Source organism: Rhizobium sp. R634 (assembly GCF_002211305.1).
Classification (GTDB): Bacteria; Pseudomonadota; Alphaproteobacteria; order Rhizobiales; family Rhizobiaceae; genus Rhizobium.
Genome location: NZ_LOKW01000027.1, coordinates 17249 through 43511 on the forward strand (window position 1 = coordinate 17249; position 26263 = coordinate 43511).

General features: G+C 61.9%; 22 protein-coding genes. 10 read left to right on the forward strand and 12 right to left on the reverse strand.

The genetic code is table 11. From position 1 onward, the window contains the following. The first annotated feature begins 10 nt into the window (after positions 1–10). The 4 genes from kdpC (at position 11) to ATY77_RS27610 (ending at position 4694) form a co-directional block, all read left to right on the forward strand. Positions 11–580: a potassium-transporting ATPase subunit KdpC gene (gene kdpC / locus ATY77_RS27595; protein WP_088689693.1), complete on the forward strand. Its 570-nt coding sequence runs from the start codon at positions 11–13 to the stop codon at positions 578–580. A gap of 203 nt (positions 581–783) precedes the next feature. Then, on the forward strand, positions 784–3492 hold the full coding sequence (locus tag ATY77_RS27600; protein ID WP_088689694.1) for a sensor histidine kinase KdpD: 2709 nt from the start codon (positions 784–786) through the stop codon (positions 3490–3492). After that, on the forward strand, positions 3489–4181 hold the full coding sequence (locus ATY77_RS27605; protein ID WP_088689695.1) for a response regulator transcription factor: 693 nt from the start codon (positions 3489–3491) through the stop codon (positions 4179–4181). Before ATY77_RS27600 ends, ATY77_RS27605 begins: the two co-directional genes overlap by 4 nt. Before the next feature lie 57 nt (positions 4182–4238). Continuing rightward, a complete protein-coding gene (locus ATY77_RS27610) occupies positions 4239–4694 on the forward strand; it encodes a PTS sugar transporter subunit IIA (protein WP_088689696.1) in 456 nt (151 codons plus the stop codon). A 49-nt stretch (positions 4695–4743) separates the two neighbouring features. On the opposite strand, the gene ATY77_RS27615 is transcribed toward ATY77_RS27610, so the two are convergent. Further along, positions 4744–5760 carry a porin gene (locus ATY77_RS27615; protein WP_088674655.1) on the reverse strand — a complete coding sequence of 339 codons (1017 nt, stop codon included), beginning with the start codon at positions 5758–5760 and terminating at the stop codon, positions 4744–4746. Positions 5761–6117: 357 nt separating this feature from the next. On the opposite strand from ATY77_RS27615, the gene ATY77_RS27620 reads away from it, so the two are divergent. The 5 genes from ATY77_RS27620 to ATY77_RS27640 all read left to right on the forward strand — a co-directional run bounded on the left by ATY77_RS27620 (position 6118) and on the right by ATY77_RS27640 (position 10891). Next, positions 6118–7143 (forward strand): sulfate ABC transporter substrate-binding protein, encoded by a 1026-nt coding sequence (locus ATY77_RS27620; protein WP_088689697.1) that lies wholly within the window; start codon positions 6118–6120, stop codon positions 7141–7143. An 8-nt stretch (positions 7144–7151) separates the two neighbouring features. Further along, positions 7152–8009 carry a sulfate ABC transporter permease subunit CysT gene (gene cysT, locus ATY77_RS27625; protein ID WP_088689698.1) on the forward strand — a complete coding sequence of 286 codons (858 nt, stop codon included), beginning with the start codon at positions 7152–7154 and terminating at the stop codon, positions 8007–8009. After that, complete coding sequence (cysW, locus tag ATY77_RS27630) at positions 7999–8871, forward strand: sulfate ABC transporter permease subunit CysW (protein ID WP_088689699.1); 873 nt, start codon at positions 7999–8001, stop codon at positions 8869–8871. The genes cysT and cysW overlap by 11 nt, the downstream gene beginning before the upstream one ends. 10 nt (positions 8872–8881) lie before the next feature. After that, positions 8882–9922 carry a sulfate/molybdate ABC transporter ATP-binding protein gene (locus ATY77_RS27635; protein WP_088674659.1) on the forward strand — a complete coding sequence of 347 codons (1041 nt, stop codon included), beginning with the start codon at positions 8882–8884 and terminating at the stop codon, positions 9920–9922. Positions 9923–10072: 150 nt separating this feature from the next. Further along, a complete protein-coding gene (locus ATY77_RS27640; RefSeq protein WP_088689700.1) occupies positions 10073–10891 on the forward strand; it encodes a cell wall hydrolase in 819 nt (272 codons plus the stop codon). A gap of 28 nt (positions 10892–10919) precedes the next feature. On the opposite strand, the gene pepT is transcribed toward ATY77_RS27640, so the two are convergent. Beyond that, complete coding sequence (gene pepT / locus ATY77_RS27645) at positions 10920–12152, reverse strand: peptidase T (RefSeq protein ID WP_088689701.1); 1233 nt, start codon at positions 12150–12152, stop codon at positions 10920–10922. A 245-nt stretch (positions 12153–12397) separates the two neighbouring features. On the opposite strand from pepT, the gene ligD (ATY77_RS27650) reads away from it, so the two are divergent. After that, positions 12398–15043: a DNA ligase D gene (ligD, locus tag ATY77_RS27650; protein WP_088689702.1), complete on the forward strand. Its 2646-nt coding sequence runs from the start codon at positions 12398–12400 to the stop codon at positions 15041–15043. A 62-nt stretch (positions 15044–15105) separates the two neighbouring features. Here the strand turns inward: ligD (ATY77_RS27650) and ligD (ATY77_RS27655) are convergent, their stop codons facing one another. The 10 genes from ligD (ATY77_RS27655) to ATY77_RS27700 all read right to left on the reverse strand — a co-directional run bounded on the left by ligD (ATY77_RS27655) (position 15106) and on the right by ATY77_RS27700 (position 26254). Next, positions 15106–16167, reverse strand: coding sequence for a non-homologous end-joining DNA ligase (gene ligD, locus ATY77_RS27655; RefSeq protein ID WP_088689703.1), 1062 nt, complete (start codon positions 16165–16167; stop codon positions 15106–15108). A 3-nt stretch (positions 16168–16170) separates the two neighbouring features. Then, the gene (locus ATY77_RS27660) at positions 16171–16989 is read right to left on the reverse strand and encodes a Ku protein (RefSeq protein ID WP_088689704.1); all 819 of its coding nucleotides are present in this window, start codon (positions 16987–16989) and stop codon (positions 16171–16173) included. Between the two features lie 12 nt (positions 16990–17001). After that, complete coding sequence (locus ATY77_RS27665) at positions 17002–17901, reverse strand: Ku protein (RefSeq protein ID WP_088674665.1); 900 nt, start codon at positions 17899–17901, stop codon at positions 17002–17004. A 225-nt stretch (positions 17902–18126) separates the two neighbouring features. Further along, positions 18127–19185 carry a sn-glycerol-3-phosphate ABC transporter ATP-binding protein UgpC gene (ugpC, locus tag ATY77_RS27670; RefSeq protein WP_088689705.1) on the reverse strand — a complete coding sequence of 353 codons (1059 nt, stop codon included), beginning with the start codon at positions 19183–19185 and terminating at the stop codon, positions 18127–18129. A gap of 5 nt (positions 19186–19190) precedes the next feature. Further along, on the reverse strand, positions 19191–20021 hold the full coding sequence (locus ATY77_RS27675) for a carbohydrate ABC transporter permease (protein ID WP_011428101.1): 831 nt from the start codon (positions 20019–20021) through the stop codon (positions 19191–19193). A gap of 4 nt (positions 20022–20025) precedes the next feature. Beyond that, positions 20026–20961 (reverse strand): sugar ABC transporter permease, encoded by a 936-nt coding sequence (locus ATY77_RS27680; RefSeq protein ID WP_088689706.1) that lies wholly within the window; start codon positions 20959–20961, stop codon positions 20026–20028. A 173-nt stretch (positions 20962–21134) separates the two neighbouring features. After that, positions 21135–22394: a sugar ABC transporter substrate-binding protein gene (locus ATY77_RS27685; RefSeq protein ID WP_088689707.1), complete on the reverse strand. Its 1260-nt coding sequence runs from the start codon at positions 22392–22394 to the stop codon at positions 21135–21137. 33 nt (positions 22395–22427) lie between these two features. Continuing rightward, positions 22428–23600 carry a PLP-dependent transferase gene (locus ATY77_RS27690; RefSeq protein WP_088689708.1) on the reverse strand — a complete coding sequence of 391 codons (1173 nt, stop codon included), beginning with the start codon at positions 23598–23600 and terminating at the stop codon, positions 22428–22430. Next, the gene (locus tag ATY77_RS27695) at positions 23597–24319 is read right to left on the reverse strand and encodes a FadR/GntR family transcriptional regulator (RefSeq protein ID WP_088689709.1); all 723 of its coding nucleotides are present in this window, start codon (positions 24317–24319) and stop codon (positions 23597–23599) included. The genes ATY77_RS27690 and ATY77_RS27695 overlap by 4 nt, the downstream gene beginning before the upstream one ends. A 276-nt stretch (positions 24320–24595) precedes the next feature. Next, positions 24596–26254: an iron ABC transporter permease gene (locus tag ATY77_RS27700; RefSeq protein ID WP_088689710.1), complete on the reverse strand. Its 1659-nt coding sequence runs from the start codon at positions 26252–26254 to the stop codon at positions 24596–24598. Positions 26255–26263 lie beyond the last annotated feature (9 nt).

Consider the following 26263-nt stretch of genomic DNA (forward strand, 5'->3'; position numbering starts at 1 on the left):
AGTAAGAATAATGTTGAAAGAATTCCGCCCGGCGGTCGTCATGATTATCGCCACCACCGCCATCACCGGCCTTCTCTACCCCCTCGCGATGACGGGTGCAGCCCAGGCCCTCTTCCCCAGCCAGGCGAACGGCAGCCTGATCGAGAAGAACGGTCAGGTGATCGGCTCGGCGCTGATCGGCCAGGCCTTCGCGGCAGACAAATATTTCCACGGCCGCCCCTCGGCGGCCGGCGACGGTTACAATGCGGCCGCCTCCAGCGGCTCCAACCTCGGCCCGACCAGCCAGAAACTGATCGACCGCGTCAAGAGCGACTACGAGGCCGCCAAGGCGACGAACCCGAATACGCAAGTGCCCGCCGACCTCGTCACGGCGTCCGGCAGCGGTCTCGATCCTGACATCTCGCCCGACGCCGCCTACTTCCAGGTGCCCCGGGTCGCCGAGGCGCGAGGCCTGGACGAGGCCAAGGTCAAGGCGCTGGTCGACGGCGCCGTCCAGGCTCGCGAACTCGGCCTTCTCGGTGAGCCCAGAGTCAATGTTCTGGCGTTGAACCAGAGCCTTGATGCTTCTATGACTGAGTGAGTTTCGTTGGCTGGGCACGCCTTCTCCTTCTCCCCCATCCCTGTGCTCTCACAGGGATCCAGCAGCGCCGCGTCGGCGGCGCGGGAGACTCCTTTCACGCGAAGGAATTCGCGTGGCTGGATTCCTGTGACGAGCACAGGAATGAGGAGAAGGAGGCGTAGCGCCCATCCTCCAGCACAGGCATCTGCAGAAAGACCAAACGCATGCCAGACGACAATCGCGACCAGGCCGGCAGGCCCTCGCCCGATGCGCTTCTCGAAAAAGCCCGGGCCGAGACGCGCGGCCGTCTGAAGATTTTTCTCGGCGCCGCCCCCGGCGTCGGCAAGACCTACGAGATGCTGATCTCCGGCCGCGCCAAGCTCGACGATGGCCTCGATGTCGTCATCGGCGTCGTCGAGACCCATGGCCGCAAGGAGACCGAGGCGCTGCTTGCCGGCTTCGAGATCATCCCCCGCGTCGAAATCGACTATAAGGGCCGGCCGCTCGAGGAAATGGACCTCGACGGCATCCTTGCCCGCAGGCCCGATCTCGTGCTGGTCGACGAACTCGCCCACACCAATGCCGAGGGCAGCCGGCATCCGAAGCGCTATCTCGACGTGAGGGAATTGCTCGACCGCGGCATCGACGTCTATACGACGCTGAACATCCAGCATGTCGAGAGCCTCAACGACGTCGTCTCGCAGATCACCCGCATCCGCGTGCGCGAGACGGTGCCGGATTCGATCATCGATCTGGCCGATGACGTCGAAATCATCGACCTGACGCCCGACGATCTCATCAAGCGCCTGCATGACGGCAAGGTCTACATGCCGAAAACGGCGGAGCGGGCGCTGACCAATTACTTCACGCCGGGCAACCTGACGGCGCTCAGGGAACTGGCATTGCGCAAGACTGCCCAACGGGTCGACGATCAGCTGCTCACCCATATGCAGGCCCATGCCATATCAGGCCCCTGGGCGGCGGGCGAACGCGTCCTCGTCTCGATCGACCATCACCCGCGTTCCGCTTCGCTGGTGCGCTACGCCTCGCGCATGGCATCGCGGCTGCGCGCCCCCTGGGCCGCCGTCTACATAGAGACTGCCCGCTCGATCAATCTGACGGAAACGGAACGCGATACCGTCGCGGCCACGCTGCGCCTTGCCGAGCAGCTCGGCGGCGAGGCGATCACCATTCCCGGCCGCGAGGTGGCCGAGGAACTCGTCCGCCACGCCAGCGCCAATAACGTCACCCATATCGTCATCGGCGCACCGAAGAAGCCGACATGGCGCGATTGGTGGAGCCGCTCCATCACCGACGAACTGATCCGCAAGACCGGCGAGATCAGCGTCCATGTCATTTCAGGCAACGAGAAGGACGGCACCACGGCGCGCGGCGTCAGCGCGGCCGCAACCGCGCCGCAGCTGGATCTCTGGGCCTATCTGCTGGCGACAGCCTATGTCGCCGTCGCGCTCGGCGTCAGCGTCGTGCTCGACCAGGTGCTCGACGTGCGCAACCTCGCCCTGGTCTTCCTGATGGCGGTGCTGACGTCGGCCGTCATCCACGGGCTGCGGCCGGCGCTCTACAGCTGCATCCTCAGCGCGCTGTCCTTCAACTTCTTCTTCCTGCCGCCGCGCTACACGCTGACGATCAGCGATCCGGAAAGCGTGCTTGCCCTCTTCTTCTTTTTGGGCGTCGCGATCATCGCCAGCAATCTGACGGCGACCGTGCAGCGCCAGGCCGCCGCCGCCCGGCAGCGGGCGCGCACGACCGAAGACCTATACCTCTTCTCCAAGAAGCTCGCCGGCACCGGCACGCTCGACGACGTGCTCTGGGCGACCGCCTTCCAGCTCGCATCGATGCTGAAGGTCCGCGTCGTGCTGCTGCTGCCGGAAGAAGGCACCATCGCCGTCAAGGCCGGTTATCCGCCCGACGACACGCTCGACGATGCCGATATCGCCGCCGCCCGCTGGGCCTGGGAGCACAATCACGCCGCCGGCCGCGGCGCCGATACCCTGCCCGGCGCCAAACGGCTTTACGTGCCGCTCAGAACCGGGCGCACCGCCATCGGCGTCATCGGCCTCGACAGCGACCGCCGCGACGGGCCGCTGCTGACGCCGGAGCAGCAGCGGCTGCTCGATGCGCTGGCCGACCAGGCGGCCCTTGCCATCGAACGCGTCCAGCTCGTCGCCGATGTCGACCGGGCGAGATTGGCGGCGGAAGCCGACCGGCTGCGCTCGGCCCTGCTGACCTCGATCTCGCATGACCTGAAGACGCCGCTTGCCGCCATCCTCGGCGCCGCCGGCACGTTGCGCGATTACTTCACCTCCATGCCCGAGGAGGATCGCGCCGACCTGCTCGCAACCGTCGTCGACGAATCGGAGCGGCTCAACCGCTTCATCGCCAACCTGCTCGACATGACCAAGATCGAATCCGGGGCGATGGAGCCGAACTCCGCGCTGCATTATGCCGGCGATATCGTCGGCAGCGCGCTCGCCCGCGCCGCGAAGATCCTCGAACACCATAAGACAGAGATGCGCATTCCCGCCGATCTGCCGATGGTGCGCGTCGACCCTGTGCTGTTCGAGCAGGTGATCTTCAACCTGCTCGACAATGCGGCGAAATACGCGCCCGAGGGATCGGTGATCCATATCGGCGGCTGGGCCGATGCCGACCACGTCGTCCTGCAGGTCTCGGACGAAGGCCCGGGCATCCCGCCGGCCGACCTCACCCGTGTCTTCGACACCTTTTACCGCGTACGCAAGGGCGATCAGGTGCGCGCCGGCACCGGGCTTGGCCTTTCCATCTGCCGCGGCTTCATCGAGGCGATGGGCGGCACGATCGCCGCCGGCAACCGGACGAGCCGCCCGGGCGCCGTCTTCACCATCTGCCTGCCGAAACCCAACGACATTCCCAAACTGGATGAACTCAGATGACCGGTTCAGCCGTCAAAATCCTCGTCGTCGACGACGAGCCTCCGATCCGCAAGCTGCTCCGCGTCGGCCTGACCGCGCAGGGCTACGAGGTGCAGGAGGCGCCGAACGCCGCCAGCGCCCGCCAATCGGTCGCCGCAGATATGCCCGACCTCGTCGTGCTCGATCTCGGTCTGCCCGACAAGTCAGGCCATGACCTTTTGCAGGAATGGCGCGATGAAGGGCTTTCCATGCCCGTCGTCATCCTCTCCAGCCGCACCGACGAGGCCGGCATTGTCAAGGCGCTGGAAAGCGGCGCCGATGATTATGTCACCAAGCCTTTCGGCATCAACGAACTCGGCGCCCGCATCCGCGTGGCGCTGCGCCACCGGCTGCAGCAGCAGGGGGAAAAGGCGATCTTCCAGACCGGCGGGCTGTCGATCGATCTCGTCAAGCGCATCGTCAAAGTCGATGGCGAGGAAATAAAATTGTCGCCGAAGGAATACGACATCCTGCGCGTGCTCGCCCAGCATGCGGGCAAGGTGCTGACCCACCAGTTTCTTTTGAAGCAGGTATGGGGGCCGGCGGCTGATGTGCAGTATCTACGCGTCTATATCAGGCAGCTGCGGCAAAAGGTCGAGCAGATTCCGGACCAGCCGCACTATATCACCACCGAGACCGGCGTCGGCTACCGGCTCAGGGAACCGGATTGACCTCCCTTCCCGCCCGCTGCCCGAACAGTATCGAGCCAGAACAGCATTGAGAATGACATGAACCTTCCCAGCATCATTCGGCCGGAGCACACTTTCATCGGCGTGTCGGCGCCGACGAAATGGCGCGCGCTGCAGACGATAGCGGACAAGGCCGCCAAGGCTTTTTCCGTCGACGGACCGACCATCCTGAAGGCGCTCGAAACGCGCGAGAAACTCGGCTCCACCGGGATCGGCAACGGCATCGCCATCCCGCATGCGGCAATCGACGGCATGACCAGCCCGCGCGGCCTCCTCATCCGCTTCACCCAACCGCTGGATTTCGAGGCGATCGACGATATCCCGACCGATATCGCCTTCGTGCTGCTCTTCGGGGAAAACAATCGCGGCGAATATCTGAACGTGCTGTCCGCCATCGCGCGGCGGCTGCAAACGGACGGCGTGCTTGCCGCCATGCGCAAGGCAAGAACGGTCGACGAATTCTATTCCGATTTCATCGCCGATTCCCGGGTATGAAAAAGGCGCGGCCCGAAGGCCGCGCCCGCTCGTCTGCAATCAGACGATCTTAGAAATCGCGCTGGAAGCGCAGGAAGCCGAACACTTCGTCGTCGCCTTCGTCCTCATCGTGATATTGCACGCTGAGCTTCGAACGCAGGTCGTCGACGATGCGGTAATCGATCGTGACGCCGGTGGTGTAGGCGCTGCCGCCGGTAAAGCCGTTACCGTCAGCCTCGAGCGCAATGTTCTCGAAGTACTGGAAGCCGGGGGTGACCGACCACTTTTCGTTGATCTTCAAGGCGTATTCCGCTGCGATCGTCCATTCGGACTCTTCGTAGTAGTAGTTGGCGCCGCTTGCCCATACGCCGGCGATGCCGAGCGTGCCGGGACCGATGTCGGCATAGACGATACCGCGGACAGCGACTTCGCTGGTGTCGGTGTCGTAGCCGGCAAGCAGGTAAGCGCTGATGGCGCCGGCCTTGTAGGAGACCTGGCCTGCGACACCGAAGTTGTTCGGGCCTTCGCCCGGCTTGGTGGCGTAGTCGTCTTCCAGCTCGTCGATCGAGAGGCCGGCCGCGAAAGCACCATTCTCGTACTGATAACGGATCGAGTTGTGGGTCGTCTCGTTGCTGGCGAGCGTATCGGTCTCGCCGCTCATGTCGTCGTCCCACCAGCTGTAGAGCTTACCGACGCGGAAACCGGCGATGTCGATGTAGCCTTCGTCGAGCAGCGCTTCCTGGTCGGAGGCGTTGTCGACATTGTAACGCAGCGTGATGACGCCGGTCAGCGTGCCGTACTCGGTGTCGTTCTTGGCCTGGAAGGTGACCTGACCGCGCGTCCAGAAATTCACGTCGGAATCGCCGGCGATGTTATCGCCGAAGCGCACTTCGGTACGGATGTAACCGCCGATCGAAAGGCATGTTTCCGTTCCCGGAATATAAAAATAGCCGGTACCGTAGGCGTCGCAAACGCGAACATATTCCACGGGCTCGGGTTCCGCCGCCACGATGGCGTCGGCAGCGCGGGCTCCGGATGCCGCGGCAAGGGCGGCAACGGAAGCAAAAAGGATAGTTCTGATATTCATTTTAATGGCCCTTAACAGGTTTGGAATGTGAGGCGCATTTCAAGGATGCCCCCACGTAGCGGTCGGCAAATACGGCCGCACCGCCGCCATATAGGAATCCGCAAGTGTCATCGCGGCGAAAACCGGGCAAAAATCAGCGCGCGCTCGCCTCTTGTGGAGGAACTGTGGCAGAAAAAACACGGATCTGCGGCAGGACCGCGGCAGGCGAAAATTGGCCGCGGCCAACTTCGGCACGTCCATTTCAATAAACGCCCTCAAATGGAATGACATTCTACGAGTAGCCGAGGAACCGGAAGAACCTTCGTTTCATTATACGACTGACTTGATAGAGTTAAGACAGATAACAGGAGGGTTCCCATGCAGACAAAACGGCTCACCCGGCTCCTCGCGGCCGCGGTCATGGCAGGCAGCTTCGCAATCGGGAGCGTAGCTCCCGTCTTCGCGGACCAGTCGCTGCTCAATGTTTCCTATGATCCGACCCGCGAATTGTACAAGGATTTCAACGCCGCCTTTGCTGCCAAGTGGCAGAAGGACACGGGTGAAACCGTTACGATCCAGGCCTCGCACGGCGGCTCCGGCGCCCAGGCCCGCTCGGTCATCGACGGCCTCGACGCCGATGTCGTGACGCTGGCCCTCGAAGGCGACATCGACGCCATCGCCAAGGCGACCGGCAAGATCCCGGCCGACTGGAAGACGAAGCTCCCGAACAATTCGACGCCCTATACTTCGACGATCGTCTTCCTGGTCCGCAAGGGCAACCCGAAGGGCATCAAGGATTGGGGCGACCTGATCAAGGACGACGTGCAGGTCATCACGCCGAACCCGAAGACCTCGGGCGGCGCCCGCTGGAACTTCCTGGCTGCCTGGGCATGGGCCAAGCAGGCGAATGGCGGCGACGACGCCAAGGCGCAGGATTACGTCGGGAAACTGCTGCAGCACGTTCCGGTTCTCGACACAGGCGCGCGCGGCGCCACGACCACCTTCGTCCAGCGCGGCCTTGGCGACGTGCTGCTCGCCTGGGAAAACGAAGCCTATCTTTCGCTTGAGGAACTCGGCCCCGACCAGTTCGAGATCGTAACGCCGACCTTTTCCATCCGCGCCGACCCGCCGGTCGCCGTCGTCGACGGCAATGTCGACAAGAAGGGCACGCGCAAGGTCGCCGAAGCCTATCTCAACTATCTCTATTCGGACGAAGGCCAGAAGATCGCCGCCAAGCATTACTACCGGCCGATCAAGCCGGAAGCTGCCGATCCGGCCGACATCGCCCGTTTCCCGAAGCTGACGCTCGCCACCATCGACGACTTCGGCGGCTGGAAGGAAGCCCAGCCGAAATTCTTCGGCGATGGCGGCGTATTTGACCAGATCTACAAGCCGGCCCAATAATAGACTTCATGAAAGCACATAGCCCCACACGGTGGCGGTTCAGACGGCCGAGCGTCATTCCGGGTTTCGGAATGGCGCTCGGCCTTACCTTGACCTGGCTCACCCTTCTGATCCTCATCCCGCTCTCGGGCCTTGCCGTCCGGTCGAGCGCGCTCGGCTGGGAGAAATTCTGGTCGATCGCGCTCGATCCGCGCACGCTGAACGCGCTGCGCATCAGCTTCGGCAGCGCCTTCATCGCCGCGATCGTCAATGCCGTCTTCGGCATCATCCTCGCCTGGGTGCTGGTGCGCTACCGCTTCCCCGGCAAGCGCGTCATCGATGCCATGGTTGATCTGCCCTTCGCGCTGCCGACCGCGGTTGCTGGCATCGCGCTGACGACGCTCTATGCGCCGAACGGCTGGATCGGCCAGTTCCTGACGCCGCTCGGCATCAAGATCGCCTTCACGCCGGCTGGTATCGTCGTGGCGCTGATCTTCGTCGGCCTGCCCTTCGTGGTGCGCACGGTGCAGCCCGTCATGGAGGAGATCGACAAGGAAGTGGAAGAGGCCGCGGCGACGCTCGGCGCCAACCGCTTCCAGACGATTTTCCGGGTGCTGTTGCCGGGGCTGGCGCCTGCCGTGCTCACCGGCTTCGCGCTCGCCTTTGCCCGCGGCGTCGGCGAATATGGCTCTGTCATCTTCATCGCCGGCAACCTGCCGTTCAAATCGGAGATCGCGCCGCTGCTGATCGTCATCAAACTCGAAGAGTATAATTACGCGGCAGCGACCGGCATCGCGGCGATCATGCTGATCATCTCGTTCGCCATGCTGCTCGTCATCAATCTCATCCAGAGCTGGAGCAGGCGGAGGTACGGCTATGGCGCTTGATGCGACCGTTCAACCTGTCAAGCTGCGTTCGGTGACGACCGAACACCGGATCGCGCGCTACAGCCTGATCACTCTCTCGCTCGTCTTCCTGCTGCTGATCCTGCTGTTGCCGCTGACCGCCGTCTTCGTCGAAGCCTTCCGCAAGGGAGCCGGCCCCTTCATCACGGCGCTCGGCGATGCCGAAACCTTCTCGGCGATCCGCCTGACGCTGATCGTCGCCGGCATCAGCGTGCCGCTGAACCTTGCCTTCGGCGTCGCCGCCGCCTGGGCGATCGCCAAGTTCGAGTTCAAGGGCAAGGCGTTTCTGACAACGCTGATCGACCTGCCTTTCTCGGTCTCCCCCGTTATATCGGGCCTGGTCTTCGTGCTGTTGTTCGGGGCGAACACCTATCTCGGCCAATGGCTGAGCGCCAACAACATCAAGATCCTGTTCGCCGTACCGGGCCTGGTGCTCGCGACCATGTTCGTCACCTTCCCCTTCGTCGCCCGCGAATTGATCCCGCTGATGCAGGAACAGGGAACGGCGGACGAAGAGGCAGCGCTTTCGCTCGGCGCCAGCGGCTGGCAGACCTTCTGGCATGTGACGCTGCCGAACATCAAATGGGGCCTGCTCTACGGCGTGCTGCTCTGCAACGCCCGCGCCATGGGCGAGTTCGGCGCCGTCTCCGTCGTCTCCGGCCATATCCGCGGCCAGACGAACACCATGCCGCTGCAGGTCGAGATTCTCTATAACGAGTATAATTTCACCGGCGCTTTTGCCGTCGCCACGCTTTTGGCCTTGCTGGCACTCGTAACTCTTGTTTTGAAGACGCTGCTGGAAATGCGCTACAGCGCTGAAATCTCCGCCAGCCGGCGGCACTGAAGGATCTGGAATGGAAGTACGCGTTCAAAACATCCGCAAGGAATTCGATCGTTTTCCGGCGCTGCACGATGTCTCGCTCGATATCCGCTCCGGCGAGCTGATCGCACTGCTCGGTCCTTCGGGCTCCGGCAAGACGACATTGCTGCGCCTGATCGCCGGCCTGGAAAGCCCGACCGAGGGACAGATCTTCTTCGGCGACGAGGATGCTTCGAAGAAGTCAGTGCAGCAGCGCAATATCGGCTTCGTGTTCCAGCATTATGCCCTCTTCCGCTACATGACGGTGCTCGACAACGTCTCCTTCGGCCTGAGAGTGAGAAGCGGCGCGCGACGTCCAGCGAAGGCCGATATCCGCCGGCGGGCGCTGGAACTGCTCGAACTGGTGCAGCTTTCCGGTCTTGAAAAACGCTACCCGGCCCAGCTTTCCGGCGGCCAGCGCCAGCGCGTGGCGCTCGCCCGCGCCATGGCCGTCGAGCCGAACGTCCTGCTTCTCGACGAACCCTTCGGCGCGCTCGATGCCCAGGTGCGCAAGGATCTGCGCAAATGGCTGCGCGAGATCCACGACCGCACCGGCCACACCACCGTCTTCGTCACCCACGATCAGGACGAGGCACTGGAGCTCGCCGACCGGGTCGTCGTCATGAGCCAGGGCGCAATTGAACAGGTCGGCACGCCGGACGAGGTCTACGACTATCCCAACTCGCCCTTCGTCTTCGGCTTCATCGGCCAGTCGAATTGCCTGCAGGTCGATATTTCAGACGGCGACATCCGCTTCGAAGGCCGCTCGCTCGGCCTCAATGCCGAGGGTGAGCCCGATGGGCCGGCGCAGCTCTATTTCCGCCCGCACGACGTCAGGCTCTGCGAATCGGCGGAAAACTGCATCGCCGGGCACCCGGTTTCCAGCCGCCGCGTCGCCGGCACCCGCCATATCGAACTCGATATCGGCAACGGCCGCCCGAATATCGAAATCGAGCTGCCGCCGAGCGAGGCCGACAGGCTCGACCGCAACCGGGTGGCCTTCAAGCCCACCCGCTGGAAGCTGTTCCGTGGCTGATGGAAACGGATCCTCGCCGGAATCGTATTCGGCGAGAGTCCCTCAAGCTTTTTGTGATCCTGGGTTGTTTGTATTTTTGTCACATGCCGAGTAAAACGTTTTCGCGTTAATCATAAAGGGCTGGACTAATCCGATAGGAGGCACCTGGCGTTGAGGGCGGAGATTTCCTTTGCAAAATCCCTGGGCGGGATTTTGTTCGTAGGACTGGCAGCCGCGAGCTGCACGACAACGACGAAGCCGGTGGCAACGGCGGCGAAGACAGCACAGGTTCAACCGGCGAAAGTCACTTTCAACTATACGGCCAAGGATCGCGACTGCCTGAAGCGCGCGATGTATTTCGAATCGCAGCATTCGGATGAAGACGGCTATCTGGCCGTCGGCACCGTCGTCATGAACAGGCTCACTTCAGGAGCCTATCCTCAGTCGATCTGCGGCGTTGTCGCCCAGGAGAAGCAGTTTGCGCCGGGTGTGATGACGCGCGAAGTCAAGTCGCAGGCCGAGCCGCAGCTTGCCACCGCGGCCGACGCCATCCTCATGAAAGGTGCGCGCCATCCTGCGGTGAAGGATGCGATGTTCTTCCATACCGACGGGCTGAAATTCCCTTACAACAACATGCATTATGTCACGGTTGCCGGCGGCAACGCCTTCTACGAGAAGCGCGATCCCAATGGCACGCTCCAAACGCCGGCGCCGCTGCCAGCCTATGAGGTGGCAATGAATTATGTTCCCGGTGAGAGCATGCTGCCGCCGCAATTCGAGGCGTTGATACCTTCGGCCGTACCCGTTCCGCTGCCGGCTCCCGACCCCATGTCCACAGCAAGCACGGCACAGATGCACATCACCGCGCCAGTGACCCAGCCGGAAACCTCGATCGAGCCCGAGCCGGGAATGCCGATCGCGATCCCTACTCCCCGCCCCGCCTATGACAGCGTGATGCTGCGCGGCGACACTCCGGCGATTGGCGGCTGACGCCACCAATTCAGAACAAGAAGAGCGTCTAAGCGCGCTCTTCCCAGACCTTGGCAAGCTCAACGATCGTCCGAACGGCCTTCTCCATGTCCTGACGGCTGACCCATTCCAGCGGCGAATGAAAGGCATGGCCGCCGGCGAAGATGTTCGGGCACGGCAGCCCCATGAAAGAGAGGCGCGAGCCATCCGTGCCGCCGCGAATGCTGCCGCGCACAGGCGTCATGCCGGCCCGCCGCACGGCTTCGATGGCGTTGTCGACGATCTCGGGATGACGATCGAGCACCACCTTCATGTTGCGATACTGCTCTTTCACCTCGAAGCGGTAGGTCGAGCCGGGATAGGCCGATAGTACGTCCTTCACGATGGCTTCGAGCATAGCCTCCTTTTCCACGAGCCCCTCCTCCGTGAAATCGCGGATGATGAGGCTCAAGGCCGCTTTCTCCATCGAGCCGTTCAAGTCGACCGGATGGATGAAGCCCTGCTTGCCCTCTGTGGTCTCGGGCGCAATATCCCTCGGCAAGCGGTCGATGATGGCGCCTGCGATCTTGATGGCGTTTTCCATGCGGTTCTTGGCAAAACCCGGATGGATCGCCACGCCTGAAATGTCGATCTCCACACCATCGGCCGAAAAGGTCTCGTCCTCGATATGGCCTGATGTCTCGCCGTCCATCGTATAGGCGAAGTCGGCGCCGAGTTTCTGGAGATCGACCTTGTTGACGCCGCGCCCGACTTCCTCGTCGGGCGTGAACAGGATCTTGATCGTCCCGTGCCGGATCTCGGGATTGTCGACCAGGATCTGCGCCGCCGTCATGATTTCCGCCAGTCCCGCCTTGTCGTCGGCACCGAGCAATGTCGTGCCGTCGGTCGTCACGATGTCGTTGCCGATCTGGTTCTTCAGCTCTGGGTGTTCGGAAATGCGGATCACCCGGCTCGGGTCGCCGGTGAGCTGGATATCCCCGCCCGCATAATTCCTGACGATCTGCGGTTTGACATCCGTGCCGGTGAAATCGGGCGCCGTATCCATGTGCGAGCAGAAGCAGATGACTGGCACCGGCTTGTCGCTATTGGCGGGAATCGTCGCATAGACATAGCCGTGCTCGTCAAGATGCGCATCCGCAACGCCGATCTTCAACAGCTCGTCAACCAGAAGCCGTCCGAGATTCTTCTGTTTCTCGGTGGTCGGCTGCGTCGACGAGGAAGGGTCGGATTGCGTGTCGATAACGACATAACGGAGAAAGCGGTCTAGAACGGTATCGGTCATGGCATCCAGTCCAGCAAGGTTATCTGACGATATAGCCCTTGCGGGCGATGCGGCAAAAGCTTTTTCCGCTCGGCGAATGCTCCTGGCGCTGCAATCGCTGATGCGCGATCATAAAGTGACGAGACAGTCGGTTCGTGCCAGCCTGGCGGCAGACGCCCCTTCCTTTTCAGGGATTCGGCCATCGCTCGCCGTTGGAACAACGATGATGGCTATTTCGTTTGAGGACCGAATGCCCGGGGACAGCCATGGCCAGCGACAAGCTATCGAGCTACCGATCAAAACGCGATTTTCAAAAGACCGCTGAGCCGAGCGGGGAGCGGCGCATCAAAAAGAGCAACCGCCGCCGCTTTGTCATTCAGAAGCACGATGCGACACGGCTGCACTACGACCTGCGGCTTGAGCTCGACGGCGTGTTCAAGAGCTGGGCCGTCACCAAAGGTCCATCGCTCGATCCGCACGACAAACGCCTGGCTGTCGAGGTCGAAGACCATCCGCTCGATTACGGCGACTTCGAAGGCACGATTCCGAAAGGCCAGTATGGCGGCGGCACCGTCATGCTGTGGGATCGTGGCTATTGGGAGCCGGAGGGAAGAAAGAGCCCTGAGCAAGCGCTTTCCAAGGGCGACTTCAAGTTCACGCTTGAAGGCGAGCGCCTGCACGGGAGCTTCGTGCTCGTGCGCATGCGCAATGATCGCGAACGCAGCAAGCGTACCAATTGGCTGCTGATCAAGCATCATGATGATTTCTCCGTGGAGGAGAACGGTGCTTTCATCTTGGAAGAAAACATCACTTCGGTGGCCTCAGGGCGCAGCATGGAAATGATCGCAGCCGGCAAGGGTCGCAAGCCGAAACCCTTCATGGTGGAAGGCGGCAAGGTCCAGGCGGACGCCGTCTGGGACAGCAATCATGGATTGGCCGCCGAGGAGCGGCAGGAGGCGGGCGGCGGAAAGCGCGCCCGCACTGCTACGGCGGTGGATCTTCCGGATTTCATCCCACCGCAGCTTTGCGAGAAGCTGGAGCGGCCGCCCGGCGGAGACGGCTGGATCCACGAGATCAAGTTCGATGGATACCGCATACAGATGCGCGTGCGCGATGGCGACGCGACGTTGAAAACCAGGAAAGGTCTCGACTGGACGGCCAAGTACACCGAAATCGCCGGGGCGGCGTCAACGCTTCCTGATTGTATCGTCGATGGCGAAATCTGCGCGCTCGACGAACACGGTGCGCCGAATTTCGCCGCGCTACAGGCTGCGCTATCGGAGGGCAAGACCGGCAACCTCGTCTTTTTCGCCTTCGACTTGCTCTATCACGGCGGCGAGGATCTCCGCTCGAAGCCTCTCATCGAGCGAAAGCGGCGATTGCAGGAGCTCCTCGCCGGCGCCGGCAACGATCCTCGCATCCGCTACGTCGAACATTTCGAAACCGGCGGTGACGCCGTCCTCAGGTCGGCATGCAAGCTCTCGCTGGAAGGCATCGTCTCAAAACAGGCAGATGCGCCCTATCAATCCGGACGAACGGCAAGTTGGGCGAAGTCGAAATGCCGAGCGGGGCATGAGGTGGTCATCGGCGCCTATGCCAAGACCAACGGCAAGTTCCGCTCCCTTCTCGTTGGTGTTTTTCGCGGCGACCATTTTGTCTATGTCGGCCGTGTGGGCACCGGCTACGGCGCCAGCAAGGTGGAAACGCTGCTTCCGAAACTGAGGGCGCTGGAGACGGCGAAGTCGCCGTTCACCGGAATCGGCGCTCCGAAGAAGCAGGCGGAGGTCGCCTGGGTAAAGCCCGAGCTTGTCGCCGAGATCGAATTCGAGGGCTGGACCGCGGACGGTCTCGTCCGGCAGGCGGCCTTTAAAGGATTGCGCGAAGATAAGCCGGCCAGGGAAGTCGAAGCGGAGCGACCGCTGAGACCCTCTAGAGCTGAAGTTGCGGAGCCGGCTGGGAGGCCCACACAGAAACCGACGCGCCGCAAGGGTCAGAAGGCTGATGTCATGGGCGTGCTCATTTCAAATCCGGACAAACCGTTGTGGCCGGATGATAACGACGGGGAGCCGGTAACAAAGGAAGAATTAGCCCGCTATTACGAGGCGGTCGGGGACTGGATGATCGACCACATCAAGGGCAGGCCCTGCTCGATCATCCGTGCCCCGGATGGGATTGGTGGCGAGCAGTTCTTCCAGCGTCATGCGATGCCCGGACAATCCAACCTGCTGGAATTGGTCAAGGTATTCGGCGACAAGAAGCCATATCTGCAGATCGATCGCATCGAAGGGCTTGCCGCCGTCGCCCAGATCGGAGCGGTCGAGCTCCACCCGTGGAATTGTGAACCCGGGCAACCGGAAGTGCCTGGCCGCCTTGTATTCGATCTCGATCCCGGCCCCGATGTTCCTTTTTCCACCGTTGTTGCTGCTGCCCGCGAAATGCGCGACCGGCTGGAAGACCTCGGATTGATCAGTTTCTGCAAGACGACCGGCGGCAAGGGCCTGCATGTCGTGACCCCACTGGCAGTCAATAAGCGAAAGCCATTATCCTGGCCCGATGCAAAGGCCTTCGCGCATGACGTCTGCCAGCAGATGGCCCGCAACAATCCCGATCTCTATCTTATCAAAATGACGAAGAGCCTGAGGGGCGGTCGCATTTTCCTTGATTATCTGCGCAACGATCGCATGGCGACTGCCGTGGCGCCACTTTCTCCTCGAGCCCGCCCAGGAGCGATGGTGTCAATGCCTCTGACGTGGACGCAGGTGAAATCAGACCTTGACCCCAAGAGGTTCACGGTCCGGACCGTGCCTGCTTTGCTATCGAAGTCAGCCGCATGGAAGGATTATTGTGAGGGGCAGCGTTCCCTGGAGCAGGCTATCAAGAAGCTCGGCCGGACCGGCAAGCATGCCGCCTGACACGGCCATGACGGGCACAGGGCGCCGCTGGACTCTGCGAGGTCTTGATCGCCCGCAGGACTTCATGTGATCGCAGCGGCATCAGCCATATCGAAGACGGCAGCATTATCCTGAATGTCACGAAGGCCCTTATATGAGGCGTGGCGGAGGCTACCTTCGCGCGTCCAGCCGCGAAACTCGATTTCGGCGATCAGGGTCGGTTGGGAAAAAACAAGCCGCTTTCCTTTCAGAGGCACGGCAGGCTTTTTCGTTTGGAGGCGGTTCAGCGTCTTGCGCAAATATTCTGCCTCCTCCCGATTGAACCCCGTGCCGACGGAGCCGACATAGATCCAGTCTTGGCCCTTCCGACCCGCAAGCAAAAGACTGCCGAGCCCCCCGCGGGTGCTGGCCGATTCCTCGTAACCGACGATCATGAAGCTGTCGCTCTGAACGCATTTGATCTTCTGCCAATCCCCCAGACGACCGCTCCGGTAAGGGCTGTCCCTGCGCTTTGCAATGATCCCTTCCAGGCCCAGATGGCATGCATGCTCGAGCAGTTCCTCGCTGCCGAGATCGAGCTCTTGCGAGAACCGAATGGCAGCGTCATCGGTCTCAAGGATCAGATCTTCCAGAAGATGGCGGCGGACCGAGAGCTCGGTCCGCGTCAGGTCGTGACCATCGAGGTACAATAGATCGAAGGCGCAGAAGATGGATTCGGTCGAGATGCGCTTGCCGCCCCTGCCGCCGAGCGAGCGCTGCAACGCTCCAAAGTCGGAGCGGCCCTCTTCATCGAGGACGACGGCTTCTCCATCGAGAATGCAGGTCGACACACCGAGTTCTCTTGCACCTGCGGCGATAGCCGGAAAGCGATGGGTCCAGTCATGGCCGCCGCGAGTGAGGATACGAATGCTCTTTGGTTCGATGTGGATCGCCAATCGATAGCCGTCCCACTTCACCTCATAAAGCCAATCCGGCCCCTGCGGCACCATTTGCTTCAGCAGCGCCAGGCAGGGCTCCACTCTGGACGGCATTGCATCGAACGGCAGGTTTGGCTGGTCGGGGTCACGCCGGCGCACGGGTCGCGATTGTATCGAAGAACTGGAGTCGCGCAGGAGGGGGGCGGAGGGGCGCCGTGGTCTGGTCATTGCTCAATGCCTGCCGGATCGGTTCTCCGCATCGACGGATTTGCGGAGCGCCTCCATGATGTTGATGACATTGCTGGGGCCCGGCTCTGCCTTCTCCCTGCCCTTTGCTTTTGCCCTGACAGGCTTCTTCATCAGCTTCTTCTTGGCCTCTATAAGCTCGAGCAGCCTGTCCTGCACCGGGTCGGAGATCATCTTCGGGTTCCAGTGCTGCGTCTGCTTCTTGATGAGCTGCTGGACGAGCGGCATCATCTGGCTGTCCGCCGGTTGATCGTCCACGCGTTCAAAATAGCTCTCCGCGCCGCGCACTTCGTCACCGTAACGCAGGGTCCAAAGGACAATGCCCTTGCCACGTGGCTCCAGCATCACAGCGCGCTCGCGGCGCGCAATCACCAGTCGCGAGATGCCGACCATGTCCTCGGCCGCCATCGCATCGCGGATCACCGAGAACGCCTCCTGGCCGACTGGATCGTCAGGTGAAAGATAGTAGGGAGTGTCGAGCCAGATCCAGTCGACACCGTTGCGCGGCGTAAAGACCTCGATATCGATCGTCTTGGTGCTTTCGAGCGCGACGTTCTCCAGCTCATCGTCTTCGAGCATGACATATTCGTTCTCACCGCGCTGATAGGCTTTCACTTCGTCTTCATCCTTGACGTCCTTGCCGGTGACGGCGTCGACATAATGGCTGATGACGCGGTTTTGAGTTGCGCGATTGAGCGTGTGAAAGCGCACCTTCTCGTTTTCGGAGGTGGCCGGCATCATCTGCACCGGGCAGGTGACGAGCGATAGCTTCAGGTAGCCTTTCCAGTATGGGCGGATCGCCATGGCAACCTCCGATCATCCGGCGCGGCGCTGGTGAGCGCGGCCTGGGCTGCGTGATTTCGGCGACGATGCGCGTGCGGCCTTCTGCCTGCTCTTGCCGGCATTGGCGTTTGCAGCGGTGCGCTTCGTCTTTGCTGGCGTCGTCATGCCGGCGCTTTCGCGCAGTGCCTGCAACAGATCGTTTGGTTTCGCAGCCGGCGCCGCCTTTTTCTTCGGAAGCGTGCGACCTTCGATCTTGGCTTTCACCAATTCGGCGACGGCCGCTTCGTAACGGTCGTCGAATTGTTTCGGATCGAACTCGCCCTTCTTGGTATTGATGATGTGCTTGGCAAGCTCCAGCATCTCGCCTCCGATCTTGAGATCCGGCATCTCGTCGAATGCCTTGTCGGAGGAGCGGACTTCATAGTCGAAATTCAAAGTGGCGCCGACCAGCCCTTTGCCATGGGGGCGGATGAGGAGCGTTCGCAGGCGCCGGAACAGCACCGTCCGGGCGATGGCCGCGACTTTGGCCTTCTTCATGCCGTCCCTCAGGAGTTTGAAAGCGTCACTGCCCATCGTGTCGGGAGCCAGATAATAGGGCTTGTCGAAATAGACGTCGTCGACCTCGTCACAAGGGATAAACGCCTCCACCTTCAGCGTCTTGTCGCTCTCGGGAATGGCGGCCGCGATCTCCTCGGGCTCGAGGACAACGTAACGACCGTCCTCGATCTCAAAACCCTTGACCTGGTCCTCACGCTCGACCGGGTCACCGGTCTGGCCGTCCACGAATTCTCGGCGCACCCGGTTGCCGGTCTTTCTGTTCAGTGTGTGAAATGCGATCCGCTCGGATGTGGAGGCGGCGGTATAGAGCGCCACCGGGAAAGCCACCTCCCCGAACTTGATAAAGCCTTTCCAATTCGCTCTCGGGGCAACCATTTCGCACGCGCTCCTGCCGCAACCAGTGCGAGTCAACCGAATCACTTTACGATTGGTTCCGAGTCAAAACGAATCAAATTTCAAGGGCTTAACCAGAATGATTCACGCGTTTTTTGAGTCTTGTTCATCCCCTTGAATCCGATAGACCTTTTTCTCGCCGGCGTGCTTTTTACGGTGAGGACAACCAAGAGATATCGCCGCCTTAGGGGGCGGTCCTCGACTTTTTCACTCGACGCGTTGTCCTTCGCCATCGAACACATGCAGATATTGCGGAGGGAAGGCGACGTTGACCTTCGGCCCCGCCCTCAAGGTATCGCGATCGAGCGTGAAGATTTTGAACGGCAGGCCGTGAAGGGCGAGGTGCACGATGATGCCGAAGCCGGTGGGTTCGACGAGCTCCACTTCGGTGGCAAGCCCGGTCCCGTCATTGGTCATCTGCACATGCTCCGGCCGGATGCCGAGGGTGACCTTTGCGCCGTCGGCAAGTGGCAGCGGTTTTGCGAGCGGCACGATCGTGCCGTCCTTCAGCCTCACGCCGCCTGCGTCATAGGTCGCGTCGAGGAAGTTCATCCCCGGCGACCCGATGAAGCCGGCGACGAACAGGTTGGCGGGGCGGTCGTAGAGTTCCAGCGGACTACCGACCTGCTGGACGACGCCGCCATGCATGGCGACGATGCGGTCCGCCAGCGTCATCGCCTCGATCTGGTCATGGGTGACGTAGATCGAGGTCGCCTTGAGGTCGCCATGCAGCTTCTTGATTTCAGCACGCATCTGTTCACGCAGGCGCGCGTCGAGGTTGGAGAGCGGCTCGTCGAACAGGAAAGCCTTCGGCTGGCGCACGATGGCGCGGCCCATGGCCACGCGCTGGCGCTGGCCGCCGGAAAGCGCCTTCGGCCTGCGCTCGAGCAGCGGATCGAGGCCGAGCTTGGCAGCGGCGGCGGACACCGCGCTTGCGATCTTTTCCTTGGCCGTCTTCCGCAGCCTTAGGCTGTAGCTCATATTGCCGGCAACGTTCATATGCGGATAGAGCGCGTAGGACTGGAACACCATGGCGATGTCGCGGTCCTTGGGATGCAGCTCGTTCACCCTGGCGCCGGCAATCCGGATCTCGCCGCCGGTGACGTCCTCCAGTCCGGCGATCATGCGCAGGAGCGTGGACTTGCCGCAGCCGGAAGGGCCGACCAGCACGACGAATTCGCCGTCCCGGATCTTCAGGTCCACGCCGTGCAGCACCTGCACATGGCCATAGGCTTTGCGGATATTCTGGATATCGATCGATGCCATTCTGTTTAACCTTTGACCGCGCCGGCCGTCAGGCCCTGGACGAGATAACGCTGGATGAGCAGGAAGAAGAGACCGGCCGGAATGAGCGCCATGACGCCTGCCGCCATCATCTGCCCGAAATCCACCGAGAATTTCGAAACGAAGGTAAGCAGACCGACCGGGAAGGTCGCCGCGTCATTGCCGTTGATCAGCATCAGCGCGAAGAGCAGCTCGCTCCAAGCGGCGGTAAAGACGAAGCCGAGGGTGGCGGCGATCCCGGGCAGCGTCAGCGGCAGGATGATCTGCCGAAACGCCGTGAATTGCGTCGCCCCGTCGATCATCGCCGCCTCTTCCAAATCCTTCGGAATGCCGTCAAAGAAGGACTGCATCAGGAAGGTGGCGAAGGGCACATTGAAGGCGGTGTAGACGATGACGAGCCCGGTCAGGCTGTTCGTCAGATGCAAGGGCGACAGGATCTTGAAGATCGGCGCGACCAGCATGACGAGCGGGAACATCTGGGTCAGCAGCATCAAGGCGACGATCCAGTATTTCGCCCGGAAATTGAAGCGCGACAGCGCGTAGCCGGAGAGCGAGGCGCAGATCGTCACCGTCACTGCCGTCGAGGCCGACACGATCAGGCTGTTCTTGAAGAAAGTCGGAAAGGCGCTGTGCTGCAGCACGAAGGCGTAATGATCCCAGCTCGTGCGCGACGGCCACATGCGCACGCCCTCGGTATAGAGCAGGTCGTTCGGCGTCACCGACACCTTGAGCAGCCAGAACAGCGGGAAGAGCGCGAAGGCGATATAGCAGAGGATCGCCAGACGGTGCGCGATCGTGGGAAGGATGGATCGTCTCATGGTCTCAATCCTTGTTCAGCAGCGTCTGCCGCAGCAGGATGATCAGCATCGAATAGGCGAGCAGCAGCACCAGCAGCACGAGCGCGATCGCCGAGGCATAACCGAAATCGAGCCGCTTGAAGGCGGTCGTGAAGATGTAGCTGGCGACGATCTGCGTGCGGTCCGCCGGCCCGCCATTGGTCATGACGACGATGAGATCGGCGAAATTGGAAATCCAAACGGTACGCAACAGCACAGTGATCGCAATGGTCGGCGCCAGAAACGGCAGGGTGATCGAGCGGAAGCGCTGGAACCAGCCGGCGCCGTCGATCGACGCCGCTTCGTAAAGATCGCGCGGGATCGCCTGCAGGGCGGCCAGCAGCGTGATGGCAAAGAAGGGGATGCCCCACCAGACATTGGCGACGATCGGCCCCCACATGGCATAGTTGGGATCGGAGAGGATATTGCCCGGCTCGTGCATCAGCCCGAGCGCGAAGAGCCAGTGCGGGATCGGCCCGATGACGGGGTTGAACAGCCAGGCCCAGTTGAGGCCGGCGAGAAAGGAGGGCACCGCCCAGGGCAGGAAGACCAGCGCCTGCGCGATCGCCCGGCCGCGGAAGGGCTTGTCGAGCAGCAGCGCCAGAATGAGCCCGAAGATGAACTGCAGGACGACGGAGGCGCCGGTCCACCAAAGCGTGTTCCTCAAGGCGCCATAGAAGGCCACGTCGCTCGAAAGCGCACGGAAATGATCGAGCCCGATGAAGCCGCCGGAAAACGGATTGAGCAGCTGGATATCGCGGAAGGCATAGGAAACGCCCAATGTCAGCGGCACCAGCATCACTGCGATGATCAGGATTAGCGACGGCGCGCTGTAGAGATAAGGCTCCGAAGCATCCGCAAGGCGACGCAGCCACGGCCTGCGGTCGCGACGCATGTCGATCGTGTCGGCGGAAATGGTCATCGGATTGCAGTTTCCATCATGTGTGTATGGAGGTAGCCCCCTCATCCGCCTGCCGGCACCTTCTCCCCGCGGGGGAGAAGGAGGAGTGAGGGGCCGCCGCGAATCCCTTCTCCCCTTGGGGAGAAGGTGGCGGCAGCCGGATGAGGGGGCTTCTGGCTCAAAGGCCTCGACCCTTACTTCTTGCTCAAGAACTTCTGCTGCGCCTTGGTCAGATAGTCCGCCCACTGGTCGGCCAGGTCCTTTGCCGAGATGTCGCCGAGCAAGGCCTGCTGCGAGGTCTTGATCGCCAGCGAATCCTTGAAGAAGGCGAACTCCTCGAGGTAGGTCGGCATCACTGTCGGCACCGTGTTCGGGTCCGCCAGTTCCTCGAACCAGCCCTTGAACTGATCACCGGCATAGAAGGGATCCTTCTCGGCCGACGTATAGGCCGGCAGGGCGCCGATGCGCTTGTTCCATTCGAGATTGCCTTCCGGCCCTTCGAGGGTGGCGATCAGCTTCCAGGCGAGGTCCTTGTTTCCGCTCGTCGTGAACATCGACCAGCCGCCGTAACCGATGGTCGGGAAGGACTTGCCGTCGGGACCCTTCGGCAGCGGTGCGACGCCGAAATCTTCCTTCTTCATGCGCTCGGCGATGGCGATCAGCGCATCCGGATCCTGGTCGAGGAAGGCGCAGGTGCCGGAATAGAAGCCGGCGACGACTTCGTTGAAGCCCCAGTTGACGCTGTCCTTCGGCGCATAACCCTTCTTGTAGAGATCGACCATCCACTCGATGCCCTTGGCCCAGCCAGGGCTGTTCATCGTCGAGGTGCCGTCCTCGTTGAAGTATTTGTTCGAGCCGGCCATGGACGCGGCGAAGATCATCCAGCCGTTGAGGCCGCCCGGTCCGCCGCGCATGCAGTAGCCGTATTTGCCCGGCAGCTTGGAAACCTTTTCCGAAGCGGCGGTGAACTCTTCCATCGTCTTCGGTGGCTCGGCGACGCCGGCCTCCGAAAGCAGCTTCTTGTTGTAGAACATCGCCCTCAAATAGAAGCCGTAAGGCAGCATATAGGCGGTGTCCTTGACGTCGCGGCCGAGTTCGAGCGCGCGCGGCGTCAGCTCCTTGGTGTGCTCCCACTTTTCGAGGTAGGGCTCCAGGCTTTCGAGCATGCCGTTATTGGCATAGAGCGACAGCCAGGTATCGGGCATTTCCATCACGTCGGGCACGTCGCCGGCCGATACCATGGTCGCGAACTTCTGGAAGGCTTCGTTCCAGGGCAGCGAGATGATGTCGACCTTGGTGCCGGGATTGGCGGCCTCGAACTTGCCGACGATCGATTTCAGCGTTTCGGTGCGCTCCGGGCTGGTGATGACTTCGACGAGCTTGAGCGTGGTGTCGGCAAAGGCCGTACCCGCCATCATCGAAGCGAAGAGCGTCGAGATTATTAGTTTTTTCATGCTCAGTTCCCCCTTTTAGGTTTCTCTCGGGTTTCAGGATTGTGAGGCGGCGGCGAGCGCCTCCTCGATGTCCCTCCACAGCGCCTCGGTTCCTTCGAGGCCGACATGGAGGCGTACGGATCGCGCATGGATGCCGAAGGCATGCGCGGAATTGGGCTGTGCCTTCTGCTGCAGCACCACCTCGCCAGGTACGATCAGGCTTTCGTGCCCACCCCAGCTTACACCCAGTTTGAAAAGCTTGAGATGGTCGGCGAAGGCGCGGATATCGACGCCTTCGCGGAAGATGAACGAGAAGAGGCCCGATGTGCCGTTGAGCCCGGCCGGCAGGCTGTTCGCGAGGCCGGGATGGCAGACCGTCTCCACCACCTCAAGCCGCTGCAGGCGCTTGGCAATTTCCAGGGCGGAGGCTTCGTGTGCTTTCATGCGCAGCGGCAGCGTGCGCAGGCCGCGGATCAGCAGCCATGCATCGAAGGGCGAAAGCTTGCCGCCGAGATAGGGATAGGCCTCGGCCTTGATGCGCGCGATCATGTCCTTCGAACCGGCGACGATGCCCGCCACGACATCGCTGTGGCCGCCCAGATATTTCGAGGCCGAATGGATGACGAGATCGACGCCGAGCGTCAGCGGCCGCTGGAAGAACGGGCTTGCCCAGCTGTTGTCGATCATCGAGACGGCGCCGTGCCGTCTCGCAAGCGCTGCCAGCGCGCCGACATCATGGGCTTCCATCACCCAGCTCGTCGGGCTTTCCAGGTACAGAACCTTGGCGCCGGGAAGCGCCTTGGCGACCGCCTCCTCGTCGCGCCCGTCGACATAGGTCACCTCGACCTTCATCCGCTTCAGAATGGTGCCGAACAGCCGGAAGGCATCGGGATAGACATGCTTGACAGCGACGATGCGGTCGCCCGGCTCGACGAAGCTTAAGACCGCCGAAGAGATTGCCGCCATTCCGCTCGCAAAACCGAGCGCATCCTCGGCGCCTTCGAGCTTTGCCAGCATTTCCTCAAAGGCGCGCACCGTTGGGTTCAGCCCGCGCGTATAGATCGGCCGCACCTTCTCGCCGCGATAGGAGGCAATCATCTCGTCATAATCGGAAAAGGTGAAAAGCGATGTCTGAAAGATCGGCGGCACGACGGCCTCGGCGAAGTTGCCTTCGTCGTGGGCGGTGATGAGGGAAGCAAGATCGAACGGTTCTGCGCCGCTGCTCATTTGGACATTTCCTTGATGTCTTCCTCGACGATTTCGAGAATCTTCAATGTTTCCGCGCGCGCCGCCTCCGGGTCCTGGGCAGCGATCGCGTTGAAAAGCGTTCGGTGAAAGGGAAAGGACCGCCGGGCGAAATCCTGCCGGTCGAACGGATGCTCCCAGAAGCGCTCGAAGGTCTCGCGCATCTGCTCGAGAAGCTGGCGAAACAGCGGATTGTGGGCTGCGTCGTAGACGGCGAGATGGAAGGCCAGATCTTCCGGCCCTGACGTGCCCTTCTCCAGGTGCACCCGCTCCATTTCATCAAGCTTTTCCTCGATGACGACAAGATCCTTCTCGGTACGCCGCCGCGCCGCAACCATGCCCGCCTCGCATTCGATGCCGCGGCGAACCTCCAGCGTCTGCAGCAACGCGTCGCGCAGATGCACCGCGTCGAACGACAGCGGCATATGGATCGTCGCCCTGGAAACCGGCTTCAGAAGATAGGTGCCGCTGCCCTTGCGCGTCTCGATGACGCCGAGCGCCTGGAAATGACGGATCGCCTCGCGGATGGTCGAACGTCCGACGGCAAGTGCGGCCATCAGCTCCCGCTCGGCCGGCAGCCGGTCCCCCGCCTGCAAGCTGGCTTGCTCGACATAATCCGCCAGCGCATCAGTCACCTGACGCGCGCGGTCGATCGTGGGAAGCGGCCGGATGACCGGCCTGTCGCTGCGATTTGCCTTCATGGTTCCCCATTTTCTTGTCAGGCAGCCAGCCCTAAAAATTGGTCTGACATCTTAGCATTTCTCAAACAGCGGGAGCCGTCAAGTCGGCGACGTCAATTTCTGATCTCGCCCCTTCAGAATGTCCCTTTCGTCTCTCAGAAAGCGCGCAGGTATCTTCGATCCCGGAACCGACTGTCGTTCCGAAATGCCGTTTAGCTCAGCCGTTACATCAATGAGCGCTGGAGCAGGGTGAGCAATCGTCCGTCTAAGCTTTGCCTGACGGTCGAGGTCGGCCGGTTAGCGGATACGCCCGATCCGCGACAGCAGAATGGCCGGTAGAATGCCGATCAACACGATGGCGAGCGCGGCAATCGAGGCTTCCTCGTAAGTGCCTCTCGCAGCCTCTCCATAGAGATGAGTCGCGAAAGTCTCGACATTGAGTGGCCGCAGGAGGAGCGTCGCCGGCAGCTCCTTCACGCAATCGACGAAGACCAGGAGGGCTGCAGCCGAGATTGCCGCTTTCGAGAGCGGCAGATGCACGTATCGCAGGGTGCCGGCGGTGGATTGCCCCAACGAACGCGAAGCATGATCAAGCGACAGGGAAATGCGCGAGAGACCGGCTTCTATGCCGCCGGCGGAGATCGCCAGAAACCGCACGATGAGCGCATATAAGACGGCAGCACCCGATCCCATGAGGAGCAGGCCAGTCGACACACCAAACAAGGAAAGCGCGGCGCGATCGATAAACTGATCGAGTCCGGCAAGGACGATCAGCACACCGATGGCGACCACGGTTCCGGGAGCAGCATAGCCCATTGTCGAACAGCGCAGGAGCCAGGAGGACGGCTGGCCCGGGCGCAGGCGGGTCGCGTAGGCAGCGAGAAGCCCAAGGATGACGGTCGCCGCTGTCGCCAGGGTGGCGATGACAAGCGTATTCACGGCCTCATCGATGATGCGAGGGGATATTCCGGCGAACCGATAGCGTTTTGCCGCTTCGATCAAGAGATAGAGCGCGGGCGCGGCGAAGCCGAGGATGACCGGCAGAAGACCGCCGAGAAACAGCAGCATGCCTTTTCCCAAGGACACCCGCCGCGGCTGGAAATGCCGCATCCGGCGTACATCGATCGAGTAGCGCTGCTTGCGTCGCGCCCATCGCTCCACCGCAACGATCGCAACGACGATGAGAAGAAGGGCAAGGGCGATCTGCGACGCTCCCGATAAATCGGAGCGGGTGATCCAGGTCGTGTAGATTGAGACGGTGATCGTCCGGACACCGAGGAATTCGGCGGCGCCGATATCGTTCAACGTCTCCATTAGAGCAAGGCTGATACCCACGGCGACAGCCGGCCGCGCGAGCGGCAGGGCGACCCGCCAGAAGACCGCGCGGCGAGATGTGCCGAGCGTGCGTGCCGCGTCGACGAGATTACCGGATTGGGTGAGGAACATCGCGCGGGTCGGAATGTAGACATAGGGGTAGAGCACGATCCCGAGAAGCAGGATGCAGCCGGCCATGGAGCGGACGTCCGGAAGGCGAAACTGGCGCGGGCTCTCGTAGCCGAGCAGCCAGCGGACGGCATCCTGCACCGGACCGATCGGATGCAGAATATCCAGATAGGCATAGGCGACGATGTAGGTCGGAACGGCAAGCGGCAGAAGCAGCATCCATTCCAGAGCACGCCTGCCGGGAAAATCATAGGCCGTCACCAGCCATGCCGTCGTCGTGCCGACCACAGCAGTGATGACCCCGACCCCCGCAAGGAGGATGACGGTGTCGAGAAGCGCGACCGGAAGGATGGTCGAGAAAAGATGCCCCCAAAGACCGGCCGAGCCCTTCGAAGCTTCGAGAAGCAATCCCGCGATCGGCAGAATGGCAATGAGGGCGATAGCAGCGGCAACCGCCAGCCATGCGCTGCCAGTGCGCTTTGCAGAGCGGGCGGGCGCCTGGCTGGGAAACATCACTCGATC

What these genes read in the sequence shown, in the direction of transcription:
- kdpC (WP_088689693.1), top strand. Translation starts at nt 11, where the DNA reads ATGTTGAAAGAATTCCGCCCGGCGGTCGTCATGATTATCGCCACCACC.
- ATY77_RS27600 (WP_088689694.1), top strand. Translation starts at nt 784, where the DNA reads ATGCCAGACGACAATCGCGACCAGGCCGGCAGGCCCTCGCCCGATGCG.
- ATY77_RS27605 (WP_088689695.1), top strand. Translation starts at nt 3,489, where the DNA reads ATGACCGGTTCAGCCGTCAAAATCCTCGTCGTCGACGACGAGCCTCCG.
- ATY77_RS27610 (WP_088689696.1), top strand. Translation starts at nt 4,239, where the DNA reads ATGAACCTTCCCAGCATCATTCGGCCGGAGCACACTTTCATCGGCGTG.
- ATY77_RS27615 (WP_088674655.1), bottom strand. Translation starts at nt 5,760, where the DNA reads ATGAATATCAGAACTATCCTTTTTGCTTCCGTTGCCGCCCTTGCCGCG.
- ATY77_RS27620 (WP_088689697.1), top strand. Translation starts at nt 6,118, where the DNA reads ATGCAGACAAAACGGCTCACCCGGCTCCTCGCGGCCGCGGTCATGGCA.
- cysT (WP_088689698.1), top strand. Translation starts at nt 7,152, where the DNA reads ATGAAAGCACATAGCCCCACACGGTGGCGGTTCAGACGGCCGAGCGTC.
- cysW (WP_088689699.1), top strand. Translation starts at nt 7,999, where the DNA reads ATGGCGCTTGATGCGACCGTTCAACCTGTCAAGCTGCGTTCGGTGACG.
- ATY77_RS27635 (WP_088674659.1), top strand. Translation starts at nt 8,882, where the DNA reads ATGGAAGTACGCGTTCAAAACATCCGCAAGGAATTCGATCGTTTTCCG.
- pepT (WP_088689701.1), bottom strand. Translation starts at nt 12,152, where the DNA reads ATGACCGATACCGTTCTAGACCGCTTTCTCCGTTATGTCGTTATCGAC.
- ligD (WP_088689702.1), top strand. Translation starts at nt 12,398, where the DNA reads ATGGCCAGCGACAAGCTATCGAGCTACCGATCAAAACGCGATTTTCAA.
- ligD (WP_088689703.1), bottom strand. Translation starts at nt 16,167, where the DNA reads ATGACCAGACCACGGCGCCCCTCCGCCCCCCTCCTGCGCGACTCCAGT.
- ATY77_RS27660 (WP_088689704.1), bottom strand. Translation starts at nt 16,989, where the DNA reads ATGGCGATCCGCCCATACTGGAAAGGCTACCTGAAGCTATCGCTCGTC.
- ATY77_RS27665 (WP_088674665.1), bottom strand. Translation starts at nt 17,901, where the DNA reads ATGGTTGCCCCGAGAGCGAATTGGAAAGGCTTTATCAAGTTCGGGGAG.
- ugpC (WP_088689705.1), bottom strand. Translation starts at nt 19,185, where the DNA reads ATGGCATCGATCGATATCCAGAATATCCGCAAAGCCTATGGCCATGTG.
- ATY77_RS27675 (WP_011428101.1), bottom strand. Translation starts at nt 20,021, where the DNA reads ATGAGACGATCCATCCTTCCCACGATCGCGCACCGTCTGGCGATCCTC.
- ATY77_RS27680 (WP_088689706.1), bottom strand. Translation starts at nt 20,961, where the DNA reads ATGACCATTTCCGCCGACACGATCGACATGCGTCGCGACCGCAGGCCG.
- ATY77_RS27685 (WP_088689707.1), bottom strand. Translation starts at nt 22,394, where the DNA reads ATGAAAAAACTAATAATCTCGACGCTCTTCGCTTCGATGATGGCGGGT.
- ATY77_RS27690 (WP_088689708.1), bottom strand. Translation starts at nt 23,600, where the DNA reads ATGAGCAGCGGCGCAGAACCGTTCGATCTTGCTTCCCTCATCACCGCC.
- ATY77_RS27695 (WP_088689709.1), bottom strand. Translation starts at nt 24,319, where the DNA reads ATGAAGGCAAATCGCAGCGACAGGCCGGTCATCCGGCCGCTTCCCACG.
- ATY77_RS27700 (WP_088689710.1), bottom strand. Translation starts at nt 26,254, where the DNA reads ATGTTTCCCAGCCAGGCGCCCGCCCGCTCTGCAAAGCGCACTGGCAGC.